This window comes from Acidiluteibacter sp., from assembly GCF_055129545.1.
In genome coordinates this window covers 109,340-128,494 of record NZ_JBSRUB010000023.1, presented here as the reverse complement: position 1 = coordinate 128,494, position 19,155 = coordinate 109,340, and the positions used below count along the sequence as shown (strand labels likewise).

Annotated in this window: 12 protein-coding genes; 9 read left to right on the top strand and 3 right to left on the bottom strand. The window is 34.9% G+C overall.

From position 1 onward, the window contains the following. Position 1: 1 nt before the first annotated feature. Positions 2–5,056, top strand: a complete 5,055-nt coding sequence (locus ACTB0X_RS11305) for a translocation/assembly module TamB domain-containing protein (RefSeq protein ID WP_463025131.1) — start codon at positions 2–4, stop codon at positions 5,054–5,056. Next, positions 5,053–7,362: a translocation and assembly module lipoprotein TamL gene (tamL, locus tag ACTB0X_RS11300; protein ID WP_463025130.1), complete on the top strand. Its 2,310-nt coding sequence runs from the start codon at positions 5,053–5,055 to the stop codon at positions 7,360–7,362. The genes ACTB0X_RS11305 and tamL overlap by 4 nt, the downstream gene beginning before the upstream one ends. Here the strand turns inward: tamL and ACTB0X_RS11295 are convergent. The 3 genes from ACTB0X_RS11295 to ACTB0X_RS11285 are packed head-to-tail and all read right to left on the bottom strand — an operon-like array spanning position 7,359 to position 8,910. Continuing rightward, positions 7,359–7,754, bottom strand: a complete 396-nt coding sequence (locus ACTB0X_RS11295; RefSeq protein WP_463025129.1) for a DoxX family protein — start codon at positions 7,752–7,754, stop codon at positions 7,359–7,361. The two genes, tamL and ACTB0X_RS11295, sit on opposite strands and share 4 nt — an antisense overlap. Continuing rightward, the gene (locus ACTB0X_RS11290) at positions 7,754–8,116 is read right to left on the bottom strand and encodes a hypothetical protein (RefSeq protein ID WP_463025128.1); all 363 of its coding nucleotides are present in this window, start codon (positions 8,114–8,116) and stop codon (positions 7,754–7,756) included. The genes ACTB0X_RS11295 and ACTB0X_RS11290 overlap by 1 nt, the downstream gene beginning before the upstream one ends. Before the next feature lie 53 nt (positions 8,117–8,169). Further along, positions 8,170–8,910 (bottom strand): LytR/AlgR family response regulator transcription factor, encoded by a 741-nt coding sequence (locus ACTB0X_RS11285; RefSeq protein WP_463025127.1) that lies wholly within the window; start codon positions 8,908–8,910, stop codon positions 8,170–8,172. A gap of 245 nt (positions 8,911–9,155) precedes the next feature. Between ACTB0X_RS11285 and ACTB0X_RS11280 the strand changes: the two genes are divergently transcribed. From ACTB0X_RS11280 to ACTB0X_RS11250, 7 genes are all read left to right on the top strand, one after another. Next, on the top strand, positions 9,156–10,484 hold the full coding sequence (locus ACTB0X_RS11280; protein WP_463025126.1) for a hypothetical protein: 1,329 nt from the start codon (positions 9,156–9,158) through the stop codon (positions 10,482–10,484). After that, positions 10,485–10,829, top strand: a complete 345-nt coding sequence (locus ACTB0X_RS11275; protein ID WP_463025125.1) for a DUF1801 domain-containing protein — start codon at positions 10,485–10,487, stop codon at positions 10,827–10,829. Positions 10,830–11,000: 171 nt separating this feature from the next. Beyond that, positions 11,001–11,555, top strand: coding sequence for a Crp/Fnr family transcriptional regulator (locus tag ACTB0X_RS11270; protein ID WP_463025124.1), 555 nt, complete (start codon positions 11,001–11,003; stop codon positions 11,553–11,555). 31 nt (positions 11,556–11,586) lie between these two features. Further along, positions 11,587–12,144, top strand: coding sequence for a DinB family protein (locus tag ACTB0X_RS11265; RefSeq protein ID WP_463025123.1), 558 nt, complete (start codon positions 11,587–11,589; stop codon positions 12,142–12,144). Next, a complete protein-coding gene (locus ACTB0X_RS11260; protein ID WP_463025122.1) occupies positions 12,131–12,691 on the top strand; it encodes a pentapeptide repeat-containing protein in 561 nt (186 codons plus the stop codon). Before ACTB0X_RS11265 ends, ACTB0X_RS11260 begins: the two co-directional genes overlap by 14 nt. A gap of 500 nt (positions 12,692–13,191) precedes the next feature. Further along, positions 13,192–17,199, top strand: coding sequence for a T9SS type A sorting domain-containing protein (locus tag ACTB0X_RS11255; RefSeq protein WP_463025121.1), 4,008 nt, complete (start codon positions 13,192–13,194; stop codon positions 17,197–17,199). Beyond that, positions 17,200–18,996, top strand: coding sequence for a T9SS type B sorting domain-containing protein (locus tag ACTB0X_RS11250; protein WP_463025120.1), 1,797 nt, complete (start codon positions 17,200–17,202; stop codon positions 18,994–18,996). It begins immediately after the preceding gene. The last annotated feature ends 159 nt before the right edge of the window (positions 18,997–19,155 follow it).

The window sequence follows — 19,155 nt, the reverse complement described above, 5'->3', positions numbered from 1 at the left end:
ATTGCATTCATTTAATACCACGTTATCCTTGGTCATCCTTAAAAAAATCGCCCGTATTCTCTTTTTTGTCCTCTTTGCGGTGATTGTAATTTTTGGAGTTTTAGTATTGGCAATTCGAACCGAGAAAGCACAAAACTTTATTACTCAAAAGGCTATCGCTTTTGTTTCCGATAAAACGCAAACTAAAATTGAGTTGGATCACATTTATTTGGGATTTTTCGATTTGATTCAATTACAAGGGCTCTACGCCGAAGATCTTAATCAAGACACGTTAGTTTATGCTGGAGAGTTGAATGTTTCCATCAACCTATTTTCTTTAATGGGGAAAAAAATCAACATTTCGTCTATAGAGTTAAAGAATACAACTGCTAACCTGAAGACCAATCCTGAAAACGGAGATTTTAACTTTCAATTTTTTATTGATGCTTTTGCGAGCGAAGATACAACCGCAACAGAAGAATTGCCCAATGATACATCGGCCGCCTGGGGTTTTGGTGTGGATGAGTTAAAACTGACGAATGTTCGGTTTAAAATGGACGATCCGTATAATGGAATCACCGTAAATACTACCGTTGGAGAATTGGCAATTGAGATGAATCAATTTGATCTGAATGAAGAAATCATAAAAGCAGACCACATTGAAATTAATCAACTTCAATTAGCGCTTGAATTATTTCAAGGAACATCCACAGAAGTTTCAACAGACTCAACAGAATTGACGTATCAATTTGGAGCAAATACCATTGCAATTAATGAAAGTAATGTCACTTTTATCGATCAATTGGGAGGAATCAATTTGAAATCTGCCATCGGAAACCTTGAATTGGAGGTCAATGATTTTGATTTAATCAACCAAAAAATAGATGTTAACTCTTTAAAAGTAGCAGCAACCAAATTTGACTTCAATCAAGAACCAACAGCAACAAAAGTTACTGATGAAGTTTCGCCCAACGACTCCACTTCCCAAGATTGGTTAGTGGATTTAGGAGAAGTCAATTGGACGGATTTTGAATTTAACTACAACGATAACAATGCAGCACCAACTAATGAAGGCATAGATTTTAGTCATATAGGAATAACTATCAGCAATTTGGAAGGAAGTAAACTCCATTACAATGGCATCTCTGATATTAAAGCTTCTTTTGCTGAATTAAGCGTTTCCGAGAAAAGTGGATTTGAAATCGATCAATTGCAAACTGATGTTACCTTGGAAGCGCAAAAAGCGACACTTTCAAATCTGCTATTTAGAACTAAGAATGGAACAGAAATCAAGGAATATGCTTCCTTGTCATTTAATAGTTTGGAAACCATTGGCGATGATTTAAACGCATTAGATTTTGACATTCAATTGAACAGTTCAAAAATTGCGGTAAAAGATTTGTTCTATTTCAGTCCGGAGCAAATCAACAATGAGCTCATTGCCAAAAATCGGAATCAAATCCTGACATTGAGCACTGATGTTAAGGGAAATCTGAAAAAAATTTTCATCAATCAGCTTTATTTAAGTGGATTAAGAGATACCCGAATTTCGATAAATGGAGTTGTGAAAGATATCTTGAATTTTGAGAAATCGTATTACGATTTAAAAATTAACACCATTAATACCACTCAGTGCGATTTAAAATCAATGCTTGGTGACAGTTTATTTCCAACCGGAATTACCTTACCGAAACGCATCACTATCAGCGGATATGCAAAAGGAACTCAAAATGATTTAACTTCAAAAATCAATATAAAGAGTGATTTAACAAATGGAAGCATAGCATTAGACTTAAGCAATTCAACAGATAGTTTAGAAAATTTGGCGTACAAAGCAGCACTTAAATTATCTAAAATAGAATTGGGTAAAATCATACAAGACACCACTTTTGGCACCTTAAATCTAGAAGCTTTTCTCGATGGAAAAGGGTTGAACTTTGAAAGTATTGAATCTATTGTTCGAGCCAACATTAGTGACTTTACTTACAAAAATTACACGTATAGCGATTTAGTGATTGATGGAAAACTCATGGATCAAACATTTATGGGCAATGCATCCATGAACGACACCAATTTGATTTTTAAGTTTGATGGGCTTGTGAGCATGAATGATTCTATTCCAGAATATAAATTCAAGTTTGATTTGGAAGGAGTAGATTTACAACGACTCCATATTACAGACAAGGATTACCGCATTCAAACAGCGATAACTGCAGACCTAATCGGGAATAATATTGATGACATGATCGGAGATTTCCAAATCCGTAAATTTCAGATTAAACAGAATGATGAGTTTTATAAAATAGACTCCTTACTTTTCGTTTCGTTTAAGGATACTTCCAATTCGAATATTTCCATTGATTCAGATTTATTGACCGGAAACTTCAAAGGGAATATTGCCTTTTCTGAATTGGGTATTTCGATGCAAAAATTCTTTCAAGAGTATTACAACGATACCGTTAATTCTAGTTTAACGAAAGAGAATCAACAATTCAGCTTTGATTTGACCATCCGAAACAACCCCGTTCTTAGTGAAATATTGCTTCCAGATTTACAAACTTTTGAAGGTGGATACATCAATGGAGAATTCAATTCCAATAAGGATTTATTCAATATCAACTTGTCTGTACCCAATGTTAATTACAGCAATATTCAAGTTGACAGTCTGGATATCAATGTCAGAGCAAACAACAGACAACTTGATTATGAATTGAGCTTAGATCGTGTATCCTACGACCAATATTTGTTGAAAAACATCGCCCTCTATGGAAAAGCAGAGAACGATACTTTGACCAGTACTTTCCAACAACTAAACGATAATGACACGCTCAACTATTTCATTGAAGCGATTAGTTATCGAGCTAAGGATGCTGTTATCGTTCAATTTTTAAATGACAATGTAATTCTTGATCAACAAAAATGGAAAATCAATCAAAACAATAAATTTACTTTCGGCGATTCTACAAAAGTTGAGAATTTCAAGTTAACGCATGGAAAAGAAACCTTTAAGATTAGTAATCCACAAGAAAACTTAGCTGCTTTAAAATTTGATTTCAATGGATTTAGAATCGAAAACCTGCTCAATTTAGTGGAAAATACAAAGAATGATTCCATTGAATTATTGACCGGATTGCTCAACGGAACGACTAGTATTTGGACTAAAAAGGAAAGCTTCCAATTTGAAGCCAATTTAAAACTGGACAGTTTATACTTTTTGAATCAACCAGCTGGTAATTTGAGTATTTCTTCCAACAACACAACGGATAAATTAGCCTTCAACGGTGCATTAACAGGCCACGAAAACGACGTTACCTTTAAAGGCAGCTATTCTGATTCCATAGCCCCATTTGACTTATTAATAGATATCAAAAAACTGCAGCTAAAAACGTTGGAGTCTTTTTCTTTCGACCAGTTGAAAGAGTCTGAGGGCTATCTTTCAGGGAAAGTATCAATGAAAGGAGGCGCAGAAAACCCCGATATAACCGGTGAGATACAAATGAACAATGTAAAACTTCGTTCGACATACTTGAATAGTTTTTACGTGTTTGGTAATGATAAAATTGAATTCAATAAAAATACCCTATTGTTTAAGCAATTCAGTGTGAAAGATAGCACAGGGAACTCATTTTCTATCGATGGCAACATCGCTTTCGAAACGATTGACCAGTATAATTTTGACTTGGTGATCAAGAGTAAAAACTTCCAAGCTCTGAACACAACTAAAGAGAGTGACAATGATTTATTTTATGGAAAAGTATTGTTTAGCAGCAATATAAAAATAAAAGGAGATCAAGATAAACCAATCATCGAAGCGGATTTAAAACTGAATGAAGGCACCGATTTTACTTTTGTACTTCCTAGTGATGATCCATCAGAAATTAGTCGAGAAGGTGTGGTCGTATTTGTTGACAAAAGTGAAGATCTTAACTCCATTTTTGGAAGAGACAAAACTTCTGATACTGCTACTTCTAGTATTCTTGGACTTGACGTTACAGCGAGAATTGAAATCGATGAAAAGACCAACTTCAATATTGTAGTCGATCCAATAGCAGGAGATAAACTAAACTTATTGGGTGGTGGTGTTATTATTGCTCAAATAGATCAAAGCGGAAAAGTGACATTAATTGGAAGGTATGTGATCAATAGTGGTTTTTATGACTTGACCCTTTACGACGTTGTGAAACGGAAATTTGAAATCAAGCCAGGAAGTTCAATAACATGGTCTGGAGACCCACTAGAGGCAGAAATGGACATCTCAGCAATCTACAATGTAAAAGCATCTCCGTTGGATTTATTGAGTCAGCAGAGTTCAGCATTAAGTGAAAGTGAGCGATTAGCTTATCAAGAAAAAATTCCTTTTGATGTGTATTTAATGATGAAAAACGAGTTATTAAAACCTGAAATTTCATTTAAAATTGAACTGCCTGATGACAATAAATCCGCTTTAAACGGCATTGTTTATGCGAAATTACAAGAGCTAAATGAACAAGAAAGCGAATTGAATAAGCAAGTATTTGCATTGATCATTTTGAGACGATTCATTGCATCGAATTCATTCAACGATCAAAATGATGGTTCAAACTTAGCACGAAACTCAGTTAGTAAGGTTCTAAATCAACAACTCAACAGATTGTCCGATAGATATGTAAAAGGAGTCAATTTAGACTTAAATGTCGATTCTTATGAAGATTACTCAACTACATCTGGAGGATTTGAAGGAAGAACTGAATTAAATTTAGCAGTGAGTAAATCATTTTTGAATGATCGAGTTTCTGTGAAAGTAGGCGGAGATGTAGACTTAGAAGGAGAACGCGCCAAAAGAAATACAGTAAGTGACTTTGCTGGAGATGTTACCATAGAATACTCCATTACTGATGATGGCAGATACAAAGCAAAATTGTATCGAGACAATCGATTTGAAGGAATTATTGAAGGTGATATCGTAGAAACAGGTGTAGCACTAATTTATACAAGAGATTATGAAACTTTAAAACAACTGTTTAAAAAACCTGAAAACATAAAAAAAGAAGAGGAAGTAGAAGTTCCAAAAGCACCTTTAAATGAAACAGAAGAATGAAAAATAAATCTCCATACCTATTCCTTTTAAGCATTGGATTGTTGTTTTTATTTGGCTGTAGTAATACCAAGTATTTGAACGAGGGTGAAAAGTTATATACTGGAGCCACCATTAAAATTAACAAATCAGACGACAGTGAAATTAAAGGAAAAATCGAAGAGGTAATTGTACCAGTGCCGAATAAAAAAGCGTTTGGTGCATTGAGAGCGAAACTTTGGATTTATAACGTAGTTGGTGAACCCAAAAAGAAAAAAGGAATTCGATATAATCTGCGTACAAAAACTGGAGAGCCTCCAGTACTGCTGAGCGAACTGAATGCGGAGCGAACCACTTCATTAATAGAGAACAGATTGTATAACAACGGCTACTTTTTCCCAATTGTAAAGTATGATCTAAAAATAAAAGAAAAAAAGAAAAAAGCGAGTATTACCTATACCATTACACCTGGAAAACAGTATAAAATAAATTCTGTCACCTATCCTGAGCCGGTGAATGTAATTTCAGCTGTAATAAAAGATGCCCAAAAGGAAAGCATCGTTAAAACAGGAGATGCATACAACCTAGAAAATTTGAAAAATGAACGTTCTCGTATAAATGTATTCCTAAAAGATCGCGGTTTCTTTTATTTCAATGAAGAGTTTTTACTTTGGGAAATTGATTCTACCATAAATGGAAAAGTAGATGTGTTTTTGACCTTAAAAAACAATGTCGATAAAAAGAACTTAGAAGTTTATAGGATCAATCAAGTATACATCAATCCTCAGTATGACCTAACAAATGAAGAAAATTTTAAAAATTACGATACGCTGAAGATAGATTCAGTTTATTACTTGGAAAAAGACAGCACATTTCGACCTGAAATCATCGTCGATGAGTCTGCATTCGAAAGAGGAAGTCTTTACTCTAGAAAACTTCACGATCGAACCATTAGAAAGTATACTGGATTAGGCCCTTTTAAATTCGTAAATGTTAAATTCCTAGAAGATTCTACAGATTATCATTTCTTGAACACTTATATTAACCTTACTCCACTACCGAAAAAATCCATTCGATTGGAAGTGTCTGCTACTTCCAAGTCAAACAACTTCGTTGGGCCCGGATTTGAAGCTACTTTCAGAAATCGAAACTTACTAAAAGGCGCAGAACTCCTAACAGTGAATTTGAATTCTGGATTTGAAACTCAAATCACTAAAAATGCCAAAGGATTGAATTCTTATGAATTAGGAGCTGAAGTGGAATTGAGTTTTCCACGATTTATTGTTCCGTTCAATATTAAAAGTAGCTCAACTAGATATACCCCTAAAACAAGTTACAAATTCAATTACCGATTGTTAAATCGAGTTCAATATTATAAAATGAATTCATTCGGTGTTTCTTTTGGATACCGTTGGAGGGAGACGGAAACAAAATCACACGAATACAATCCCATCAACATTAACTTCTTAAAGTTGTCAGATACAAAACCTGATTTTGAACTCATTCTAGACAAAAACCCATTGATTAGAAGAAGTTTTGAAGAGCAATTTATCATTGGATCCACCTATTCCTTCAAGTACGACAGCCGATTAGAAAAAGAGAAACGACACAACTTCTTTTTTCAAGGAAATATAGACCTTTCGGGAAATATAGCTCAAATAGCAACCGCTATTACTAAAGGAGAAGCTCCTTCTGATTCAAGTAATTATAAGCTTTTCGGCGCTACATTTAGTCAATATGTGAGAACTGATTTAAATTTCAAATACTTATTTAATATTGATGAAAACAACCAAATTGTCACTCGATTAATAACAGGAGTTGGTATTCCAATTGGAAATTCTAACGCATTGCCCTACATCAAGCAATTTTTTATCGGTGGTTCAAACAGTATTCGTGCATTTCAAGCAAGAACTTTAGGGCCGGGAACTTATTCTATCAGTGAACAAGAACAGCGGAACTCTTTATTTCTAGATCAATCTGGTGATTTAAAATTAGAGGGGAACCTAGAATACCGATTTGACATCATCAGCTTTTTAAAAGGAGCCATATTTGCTGATGCAGGAAACGTATGGTTACTGAATGAAGATCCCAATAAGCCTGGTGGTAAATTTGAAGTTGATCAGTTTCTAGATGAAATAGCAGTTGGCACAGGAGCCGGTCTTCGAGTTGATGCTACTTTCTTCGTCATCCGCTTCGATTTGGCTTTTCCAATTCGTAAGCCCTTTTTACCAGAAGGTGACCGATGGACATTTGACAGTATTCAATTGGGTTCTAAATCATGGAGACAAGACAATTTTGTGTTCAACATTGCCATTGGTTATCCTTTCTAGACTTTCAATTTAGCATCTAAACTAATTTTCCCAGGACCAGAGATCAATAAAACCAAAAACGGAACCAAATAGAGAATAGCCATTTCTTTTTGTGCCAATGGATCTGCTCCATGAATTATAAATATTGCAACAAACATGGTGATAACAACAGGAATGGAAGCATATCTTGTAAATAATCCAAGAATTATCAATACAGGACAAAAGACCTCTCCGAATAGTGTCAATCCATAACTGATCTCGCTACCCACCCCTAGTGGATCTGGAAACGAATGAAACTTCTCTTCAAAAGACAACACTTTGGGCCAACCGTGGTTCAAAAATAGTAATCCTCCAAAAGTCAATCTCAATAGTAAAAGACTAAAATCGATGTATTTAAGTTGAAAATTTTTCATTAGTCAATGTATTCTTTTTTGATTACCAAAGCATAAGTCCCATCGTCTAATAGCAAAAAGCCTTGATCGTAAACATATTTATAAATTGCACCATTCTTGGTGATGTACTCACTTGTGAAATAATTGAAATTAAATCCTTTTGATTTTAGTTTGGCTGCTGTACATTTCGACTTTCCATTGGGATTTAAATCTGCCAGCACTCGTCTATTCTTTCGTAAAATATAGTTGGTGCTTCGAACTATTGAATTGGCATCCTTATTTTGTCGGTTGTTGTATGTATTTCTGCATTGGTCTGAACAGAACTTCTTATCCACTCTACCTTCAAATTCATCTTGGCACTCCAAACATTGCTTTACTTCCATTTTCTAAATATATGATATATCTACATAGAATGCAACCACATAAGAACTTTAAATTACTTTAAGATGTCTAACAATTCACTCTTTTTCTTTCTAGAAACAGGAATAATTGATTTATCAGACATCACTAACTGACCATTATCACCTCTCAAATATTTATTGGCATGATTTAAATTAACCAAATGTGAATAATGCACACGAACAAAAGTGTTCCCTTCCAAAATCTCTTCGAAATGTTTTAGCTTCTTGGTTACTAAGATAGGTTTACAATTTGTTAGAAACACTTTAGAGTAGCTTCCATCTGCTTGTATATGAATAATATCATCTAAACTAACTAACTCTAGACCAAAGTTAACCGGCAATGCGATTTTTCTAAATTGATTTCCATCAAACATGTCCTTCAAGTATCTTTCTTTCACTGTTTCGGTTTCCTCTGTTTGCTTAATGACTTTACAAACTGCATCCACAAGTTCAACAGGATCAATCGGTTTTATTAAATAGTCGGTTGCTGAATACTTAAAAGCCTTCAAGGCATAATGGTCGCTCTTGGTTGTAAAAATAATCTTGAAGTCACGACAGTTTTTACATACATCACTATTGAGCAATTCAAAGCAATCACCATCTGGAAATTTAACATCTAAAAAGACAAGGTCGACTTTTTTACAAACCAGCATCTCAGCTTCTTTGATATTAGAAGCGACTCCAATTATTTTAATATCAGGACAAAAATCTGTAATAATAGTGTTTAGGTAGTTACTAGATTTCTCATCTTGATCTATAATTATCGCTCTTAACATGATGGTAGTAAATCAAAAGATGAACTTAAAATGGAGATCATTGATTGGGATTTAGTTTCCTCAAATTTATCATAATAATTTGATAAAAATTGTCATAAAAACCTTGATTTTATTGCCTACTTGTTAGATACCGTCTAGTATTCTCATCAATCGAACATTGAATTGAAAAAAAATAATCATAAAATTAGCCTAGTAAAAAAGGGTTATTTACTTTTAAATATTAACCCATTTTAACTCAACCCCTATTGATTCCATTACGCAGAGATCGTGTTTTCATTGTATTCTCTATTATTACTGCAATCCTGCTGTTTATTTGGCTCGCTATTCATCAAAATTTAGCAATTGACGACTATTATTTTGCAGATCAAGTCCGAAGATTAGGTGTTTGGAAAGCCATGCTTTTTGAAAGAAATACATGGAATAGCAGATGGACTTCATTGCTCTTGAATCATTCCATTCTTTGGGGTTATCTCAATGCATCTCAATCTATTTTAATCGGATATAGCCTATTCAATGGTTGGTTACTGTTTATGCTTACCAAACAATTGCTTTCTACCTTTAAAATTCAATCTAACACCCTTAGTTTTTATGTCACTTCACTACTATTCTTAGGTACTTTTCAAATAGGAGAAGTTTGGTTTTGGTTGGCAAGTTCCACAACCTACCTTACCACTACCCTATTATTAGCAATTCTCTTCTTTAAAATTCGTGCATCCGAGTTGACTAACAAGACTGGTTTGGCATTTATCCTACCAAGTATTTATATTGGAGGTTCTAGTTTGCCCATCGCCTTAATCGCCATCTATCTGCTGTTAAACACACTCATCAAAAATTTGAAACGAGAAAAGCCCATAAATATTCAATGGAGTATCCTATACTTGATTTTGATGTTACTGTCATTGCTCCTCTTATTGAATGGAAAGGGAAGCAACAATAGAATGATGCATTTTGAGCAGATTGGGGCAATAGACGCTTTTCTACTCAATTTTAAATTGACAGCACTCGATATTTCGCATTATCTATTGCCCATCGTTCCAAAATTGTTGTTGCTAGGTTTGCCATTGATTTTTGTTCAGATGGAAGGTGAAGCAATCAATTCAAGAAAGCTAACAGCTGAAATCATTTTTATTTCAATCAACTTATTGGGAATTCTATTTCTCTATCAATTGATAATTACATACATCACTCAAGATATTGGAGCCGCAAGAACGCTTTTCCCCATCAATTTGATTTTATTATTTGGCTACCTAAAAATTTTATACTTCATCAATCTATATCTAAAAGGTAAAAACATAAATAAATACGTTTCCACTGCAGTAGCAGCAATGATTGCTTTTATAGCGATTGGATACATTTCGATTCAATTCAGTATAATTTCTACCTATTCAGAAGGATTACAAAGCAGAACAAGGATGTTAGAAAAAAATACCAACGAGCCGATAGTTTTAGATTCTCTGCCGCCCTCAGGGTTTCTTTATTCTTCCGAAATATCAGTGGATACCACTCATTTTAGCAATCAACATTTAAAATTGTTTTACCAATTGAAATACTCTCCAACATTGAATAATCACTAAATGAAAGAAATCGATTTATTTTACGAAAATCAAGAGGAACCACTAAAAGGTTGCTTTTTAGCTTTACGATCTATTTTAAAGGTTGCTCACCCAGCCATCACTGAAGAATGGAAATACAAGCTCCCATTTTTCTATTTGAATAAAAAAATGTTCTGCTACCTATGGAAAGATAAGGTGACAGAAGATGCCTATGTCAGTTTTGCTGATGGATACCGACTGCATCATGCAGCCTTAGAAAGTGGTGATCGCAAACGATTTAAAATCTATAGAATTAATCCAAAGGAAGATATCGATGTTGTGGAATTGGCTGAGATTTTAGAAGAAGCATTCGCCCTGTATTCGTAGTCCATTTATTTATTCTGCAAGCATAATAGTTAGTCAATTATTACATGCATTTACTTATTATTGTATGCAGAAAGATATAAGCACTAACTAGCTTTAACTAATTATTTCAGGCGTGATGGATCTCCATCACGCCTTTTTCATTTAACTGTTCAACTTTTATAACTCGAATACTTGAATCCAATAATAGAAATGTGCTTGATTTTTGATGAGAATAATTCCTGGGAAAAGGACTTGATGATCAAAAGAAATCAATACATAAAACAAGCCGGTGATAAGGAAACTCATGTATATTTCATCGTTTCAGGAGCCGTTCGTGTGTTTTATTTGGATGAAGAAACAGAACACAGCATTCGATTTGGCTATCAAAACAACTTCATCACACTATTGGATTCTTTTTTGAGTGGAGAAGTGTCCAATTTATCCTTACAAGCATTAAAGAAAACGGTGGTAAAACGAGTCTCCAAATCAACCATTGATCAATTAATCTTGACTCATCCTCCATTTAAAGATTTATGGTATTCGACGTTAGCTGGTTTAGTTCATCAACAAATGGAACGGGAAATTGATTTGTTGACTGCATCTCCTCTATTGCGCTATCAAAGAGTCTTGGCAAGAAGTCCACAGCTTTTTCAAGAGATTCCACATAAATTTATCGCTTCCTATTTGCGCATGACGCCAGAAACGTTGTCTAGAATTAAAAAGCTTGATTTGAATCAAGATTTATGAATTGTATTGAGGCCAACTTTGTAGAAAAAAAATGATGACTCAAAAATCAGAAGACTTAATTATAGATTTGACAAAAAGGGTGAATGAATCCATTGAATCGGTAAAATCATTGCAGCAACTCGATCAAAACCTCTTAAATGCCCGATTGAATGAACAATCATGGAGCGCATTGGAATGCATTGAACACTTGAACCGATATGGAGAATTCTATATTCCAGAAATTAATGATCGATTAAAATCTGCCAAAAAAGAAAACGCCGAAAATTTCAAAAGTACTTGCTTGGGAAATTATTTTGCAGTTAGCTTATTGCCAAAAGAAAAGCTAAACAAAATGAAGACCTTTAAGTCGATGAACCCAATGGGCAGTCAACTAGATCATTCAACAATTACTACTTTCTTACAGCAGCAAACTGAACTTTTAGGGCTGCTAGAATTGGCTAAAACTGTAAATTTGAATCGAGTTAAAACCAATATTAGTATTTCGAAATGGATTAAGTTGAAATGTGGAGATACTTTTAGAGTGGTCATTTATCACAATCAACGACACCTCGAGCAAGCACAAAGAGCAATTAAAAATGGTAGAAAATAGTTTTGAAGATCAAATATTTAAAAATAAAACACACCTAGAAAAAGGAGAATATGACAACTGCACTTTTGAAAACTGTTCCCTTTCTCATTTTGATTTGGCTGATTTCGTTTTCGTAGAATGTACCTTCATTAATTGTGATTTAAGTCTTTCAAAATTAATCAACACGGCCTTTAAAACTGTCGCCTTCGATAAATGTAAATTATTGGGTTTGCACTTCGAGGATTGCAATAAATTCCTGTTGGACCTTGAGTTTACTGATTGTACCATCAACCTCAGTTCATTTTATCAGTTGGTGCTCAAAAAGATTCGCTTCACCAATTGCAACTTGCATGAAGTAGATTTTACCGAAGCCAATCTAACGGCTGCTAATTTTACCAACTGTGATCTATTATCCGCTATTTTTGAAAACACCAACCTAGAAAAAGCCGATTTTAGAACGTCTAACAATTATGCCATCCGCCCAGATATGAACCGCATAAAAGGAGCTGCTTTTTCTCGCGATGGATTGGCCGGTTTACTTTATCATCATCAGATTAAAATTTCGTGAAGTAAGAAAAATTAGATTCATTATAAAACGATGTAATATTCTTGCCTTGTTGTATAGTTCGCACGAAACAATTTCTCACATACTGAGATAAAAAACACTTAATATAACACCCTTCTTGACTACTACAATTTCAATTGTTTATAACTTTTTGACTTGATGAACCTTAATGTTTGTAAGGAATCTAATATTTTTTGATCGTTTTGTTAGCGGTTAAAAATTAAACACTTGCAAATGTATTGGTTTTTTAACTATTTTTAGGTTTCAAACCTAACCTACTTTTATCAAGTTGAATTTTAGCCCCTTCATTCCAATTAACTTCTCTACTCTTAAAGGGCTGAATCTTAATGTATCCTTCACTTTCTCTCCAATTTTTTACATTGAATTTCTAGTTAACAACACCACCAATTATCTCTTTTTAGGTAAAGGCAATTATGTTTAACGAAGGAGATACTAGTAAAAAACTCTTTTGATATTATTAAATAGAACCAATACCTTAAAACATGAAAAACAAAATACTACTAAACATCTTGTTATTACTAACGAGTTCGTTTAGTCTCTTTGCTTCTAATACAGGCGAAGAATGTGATAACCCTTATTATTATGGAGAAGAAGAAATAGAAGCACAATTTCAAGAAGATCAACAAAATTTATTCATGCAATTTTCCGCCAGTAGCGACTCTATGCTCATTGAATTTTTCTCAACTGGAGACCCATTGGAATTTGAGAAAGTATACCTCTATCAATTTGAAGATTGCGGCAATTTGTCATTAGTTGATTCTGTCATTAGCACAAATGGCTTTCCTGCGGCATATTTACTTTCTGAAAATTTAAGCATAGGTGTAGATTATATGATTGAAATCATAAGATTTGCAGACAAAACGCCACAATTGGACTTTATTGCAAAAGTTGTAATGGCGGTTCCAAATCCCTGCCCAACCAGCTATAACAACTGCATGGAGTTAGTAAAAAACGGAAATTTTAGTTTCGCAAGTATTGCTTCACCTGATGCACTTAATGCCTTCTCACTAGGTGAGGTTTGTGAATGGAAAAGTTACTCAACTCCTACTTGGTATGTTTATAGAGGAACCGATATCCATTATAATAATCAGTTACCTAATAACAATCCTTTTGCGGAGCTTTATGATGTATATGTTAGTGATCCACTAGTACAATCGACATATCATGACGGTGGTTCAATAGGAATTGATTTAGATATAAAAAGTGGCAAAGAGTATTTTCTTTCGTTTTCGTTGCAACGAACTTCTTGGACTGCATACTCTAAATTTGAAACTTTTAAAGCTTGGTTTATTAATGAAGCCACTTTGTTAGCTTGTCCTAGCAATATGATACTTCTCGATTATTTATTAACGTTAAGCCCTTCAGATTATCAAGAAGTAGGTATAATAACTGCAAGTCAATATAGTGCGACCAAATCAACTTTTAAATTTTGTCGAACTGCGAATAATAATTTTGACCGATTGATATTTATGGGATATTCGTCTACAGCAGGCAGTGGGACAATTGCAAACGAAGGCGCTGCAAACCTAGACGATGTAAGTTTATTGCATTTAGATGCAGGTCCTGATGTAACTCCTAGCTATTGCAAAAGTACTGTAATTGGGCCTAGTTGCACGTTACCCGGAGCTACCTATTCTTGGAGCCCAACAACAGGGTTGGACAATCCTAATGCTGCAAGAACTGCTGTCAACACCTTTAATGTTGCTACTACATACACCTTAACCATGACCATTCCTAATTCTGGAGGTTGTACCGTTTCGGATCAAGTGGTAGTAAATTCTGGAATACCTGATATTAAAATTACAAATGAAAATATTACGACTGTAAAGAGTAATAATGTGTTTGATTGGACTATTATAAGTGATGCTCCTTGGCTACCTTTTTATACTGCTCCGATAACAAAAAGCTTTACCCTTTTTGAGAATAAGCTTATTGAAATAAATGGAACTTTAACAATAAATGAAAATGTCATTTTTAGAGATTGTCTTATTATGATGGGCGAGAATGCTAAGATTGATGTTGTTGGTGGGCACTTAACCATAGATGGACATAATAACCAATCTACACCGCTTGGTCCTACTTTCATACGTACAATTAGAACATGTGATCCTTCTAAATTTTGGGATGGTATTTATGTTAATGGTCAAAACCCAAATTCAGCTTTGACAATTTATTCCGATCCTGATTTTTTTGGTACAGGTTCAAATTTTTCCAATAGTTTCAATGGTATTGTAGGTTTAAATGATCCAATAATTTATGTTGATAATGTAACCTTTGACCGTAACAATCGAGTATTTACTGCGAAATCATACACAGCAAATTCCAATGCTTCAAAATTCACCCATATATATGTAAAGTGTACAACTCCATTAATATCTGCCTCAATTGGCGAATATTATCCTGAAACTGCAATACTCATCGAGGATTTAAAAGATGCAGGTTTATATAGTCCATTAACAACTACATTATGTAATTTCTATGGAAGCGGTGGAAAAGTTAAAATAATAAATTCTGATTACATTTCAGACACTGATGTTTTTAAAGACTTTTATAATCATCCCTTTTTTACAACATTTCCTGTTTCAGAAGTTGCTATAGATATCTTGGGTTCTAAGGATGTTACCCCTAAAGAAGTAGTTATTGATGATGCTAAATTTATATCTAATAAATTTAGTATTAATTCTGAAGATGATGTAAATCTCACAATTAATGGTGGTGCTGTTAATCATTTTGCATCATTAAATACTTATTACCCTTTAATTCCTGAGTCTAAGTTTTTGAAAGTCATAGACAACCTGTATTTTGTTCATGTTGTTTCAACTAAAATCTACAACGTTCAAACTGGTATACAATTTCTTGATTGTATAAATGCAACTGTAGAAGGAGTAGAAATGGATTTAGAATATCAAGGAGATGGAGTGAATAGTTTTACAACTAAAACCAATACTAACAGTTGCGGGATTACAATGAATAACTATAGTATAGAGATGTACTACATTCCTTATGCTTCAAAGTTTGTAAATAACACCATCAAACATGCAAAGTATGGTATACTTGCTTATAATGGTCAAGTGGATATTACGGACAATACCATATTGGATTTGAATGACAATACAGCAGGGAATCCGTTTTGTTTCCCATTTCCTTGTCCTGCAACTCCAAGTTGGGGGATAAGAACCGATAACGTTCAAACCAAAATTACAGGTAATAAGGTATATAACGACCCGAACAACTATTTAACTACACCACGAACCAATACCTTAGTTACAGGAATTGAAGTAGTAAATGGCGGATTCGGATTGCCTAAAGTTAATTGCAACAATGTAGAAAATACTGGGAATGGATTAACTTTCAGAGGATATAACGGTGGTGCTCAAGTCTATAATAACGACATGAAAGACCACACTTTTGGTTTTGTGTTATCATACAATGGTGTGATAGGTGCAGTTGGTGATTTGCTCAATAGCGATGTAGACACCGCCTCTGAAAATAGGTGGATTGGTGATTTTAGCACTGGAAGCCATACCATGTCCATTAGCTCTAATGGAGGCGCTTCTAAATTGTTTGTTATGAATGGAACGGAGACTAATCCTACCATACTTAATTCACATAGGTCAGGTAGTGGTGCCACAATTTTAGCAAAGGACAATTCATTGAATCAAAACTTGTATCCAGCGTTTTGCACCACTAGAACCAGAATTAGAAACAATGCAACTGCTTCAGCAGCTCCTGGTTTGGGCAACTTTAGAATGGGAAAAAGTACTAGAGGCAACCAACCTCATATGGTGCATGCCATTGACAGTGCCAGCCAATTTAACGAACAGCTGTTGTTTTTCAATTTGTCGAAAGATTCTGCTTTGATGAATAGCGCCACTTGGAAGCAATTTTCTGATTCCATGCGAACTACACCCATCGGAAAAGCAGTGGGCAAACCATTGAATACCGCAGGAAGAAGTGCAATATCAGTAGGAACTCCTACTAATTTTGATGCCAACCTAGCGTTAATAAATCCCATTGCGGAACACTATAAAAACGGAGTGGCATTGACTAAATTGGAAATGTCTCAATTGCAAACGATGGCAGCTAAATGTCCAGATTACGATGGACTAGCAGTGTATCAAGCAAGGGCCATCACCACTGCTTTGGGCGGAAACGAAGTGTTCAACACTTGCGAAATGGTAAACTATACCCCTGCATCATCAATAGGAGGAGCTAGTAAACGATTGAAGGACGAAAGTACTCAACAATTTCCTTTTGCCATTTATCCAAACCCAGCGAAGGAAATGATTTTCCTTAACTTTGAAGTGGGTGACCAAGAAAACGTTATATTTGAGTTGTACGATGTGTTGGGCAAGCAGCAGTTAATCAAACGACTGAATGCAACCAACAGTCATCAAATAAAATTAAATGCCGTGCAACCAGGCATCTATTTTTATCGTATAGTTTCTAATGATGCTTCAATGGAAGCTGGTAAATTAATTATAGAATAAGTGAAATTAAGTTTAACCATTATTATTTTGTTTTGGGCGGTGCAATGCACCGCCCAAAATTTAATCCCCAATCCGTCTTTTGAGGATACGGCCAAAATAGTAAATGGTTATGATTGGCCAGACAAATGGCAAATGGCTGGCGGGATAAACACTGGTCCAGAATATTACAATCCATTTCAAGATACATTATGGACTGTCCCTCAGAGCTTTTTTGGTTATCAGTATGCTCAAGAAGGGAATGGATATTTAGGGATGGCTATGTATATTTTAGTTGAGTTTGCAAAGCCACAAAGAGATTATCTACAATGTAGTTTAAGCCGGCCATTAATTGCGGATACCACTTATTGTTTTCGGATTCATGTGAATCTACCTGACTCAGTAACACATGCTTCTCGCAACCAATTGGGCATTTATTTATCCAACAATCGAGTATCTTCTAATTCTAATTTAAATTTACCCTATATTCCTCAAATAATAGTTTCACCTACGGAATACATTGCTGAAAAAAAGAATTGGTTGGCTTTTAATCATACCTATAAAGCAGTGGGGGGAGAAAAGGTACTGACGATGGGAAACTTCAATGATACTACAGGTATTGATACTTTCTTTACTGGCGTAAAGTCGAAAGAACTAAATTATTACGGTACTTACTATTTTATCGACAACCTGTATTTAGGGAGTTGTGCCACTTTGCCATTGAGTTATGATGGCGGCCTTGTTTCTGTGCAGTTTGATAGCGCCTTGTGTTATACGAGCCCTGTAGATGCCACGCTCAACTACACCAATACAGGAGAAGAATGGTTGGATTTTACGCAAGATACCTTGCACATTACGACTACAGTTAAACGCAATGGATTTGTGGTGCAAACCATAAATCAAGAAGTCAGTTCTAATATATATAACCCCATTCCTACTGAAGCATTGTTTGGAGGTAGCACGGCAAAAATTCCAATCCAAGGGTTGGATTTTACTACTTTAGGTGCCAATTATGAGTTGATTGTAACCGCTACTTTTAATCGGGATGAAGTGAGCGCTAACAATCAATGGGACACTACTTTTGTGCCCAATCATTCGGTGGGTTCTGTTGCTGTTTCAGCAGATACCATTTGCAAAGGAGAAAGTGTGAATTTGTATAGCAGCAATTCCAACGGCACCACTCAATGGCAATACAGCAGTAATCAAACCATTTGGGATAACATTACAACAGGAGATTCTGCCAATCATATTCCTACAGCTAGTCCGATGTATTATCGGTTGAGCGTGTGCAATGCCTTGTTTTCAGATACATTTGAAGTGGTTCAAAACATTCCTCCGAAACTAAAAGATTCTATAGTTAGTTTCTGTCAAAACACCACACAAACCATTGTTCCTCAGTTTTTAGAGCCCATTACTGCATTGAATTGGTACAATTCTCCAACAGCAACTATCCCATTTTTTCAAGGGCTTACTTATTCCTTTAAAGTTAAAAACAACCAAACGTTCTTTTTAGAAACGGAAGTAGATAGCTGTGTTGCGCAACAAAAAAGAAGTAAAATAGAAGTACTAGTAGAACCGTGTGCGCTAATCATTCCCAACATTTTCACCCCCAACGGCGATGGAAATAATGATACTTGGGAATTGGGCAATACCAAAGGTTTGCCATTAGACATTACTGTTTTTAATATATGGGGCATAAAAGTCGCACATTGGAAAAACAGTCCGTCATGGGACGGCGATAACTTAGCCACTGCAGTGTATTTCTACATCATCAAACACGATGGAGAAACGTATAAAGGGACTTTGAGTTTGTATAGGTAGGGAATAGTTTAATTGTCTTAGACTTCACTTCGGCAAATGCTCAGTGAGCTCTAAAGCCTGTTTTGAGCCAAGCTATAACCGAAATGCTCATTCTGACAAAGAAATGAGCACATATAATAAGCGAAGGAAAATGGATTAAACAATCAAATGTCCATCGTG

Excerpts from the sequence above, each read along its gene's own strand:
- tamL (WP_463025130.1), top strand. The coding sequence starts at position 5,053 with ATGAAAAATAAATCTCCATACCTATTCCTTTTAAGCATTGGATTGTTG.
- ACTB0X_RS11295 (WP_463025129.1), bottom strand. The coding sequence starts at position 7,754 with ATGAAAAATTTTCAACTTAAATACATCGATTTTAGTCTTTTACTATTG.
- ACTB0X_RS11290 (WP_463025128.1), bottom strand. The coding sequence starts at position 8,116 with ATGGAAGTAAAGCAATGTTTGGAGTGCCAAGATGAATTTGAAGGTAGA.
- ACTB0X_RS11285 (WP_463025127.1), bottom strand. The coding sequence starts at position 8,910 with ATGTTAAGAGCGATAATTATAGATCAAGATGAGAAATCTAGTAACTAC.
- ACTB0X_RS11275 (WP_463025125.1), top strand. The coding sequence starts at position 10,485 with ATGAAAGAAATCGATTTATTTTACGAAAATCAAGAGGAACCACTAAAA.
- ACTB0X_RS11265 (WP_463025123.1), top strand. The coding sequence starts at position 11,587 with ATGATGACTCAAAAATCAGAAGACTTAATTATAGATTTGACAAAAAGG.
- ACTB0X_RS11260 (WP_463025122.1), top strand. The coding sequence starts at position 12,131 with ATGGTAGAAAATAGTTTTGAAGATCAAATATTTAAAAATAAAACACAC.
- ACTB0X_RS11255 (WP_463025121.1), top strand. The coding sequence starts at position 13,192 with ATGAAAAACAAAATACTACTAAACATCTTGTTATTACTAACGAGTTCG.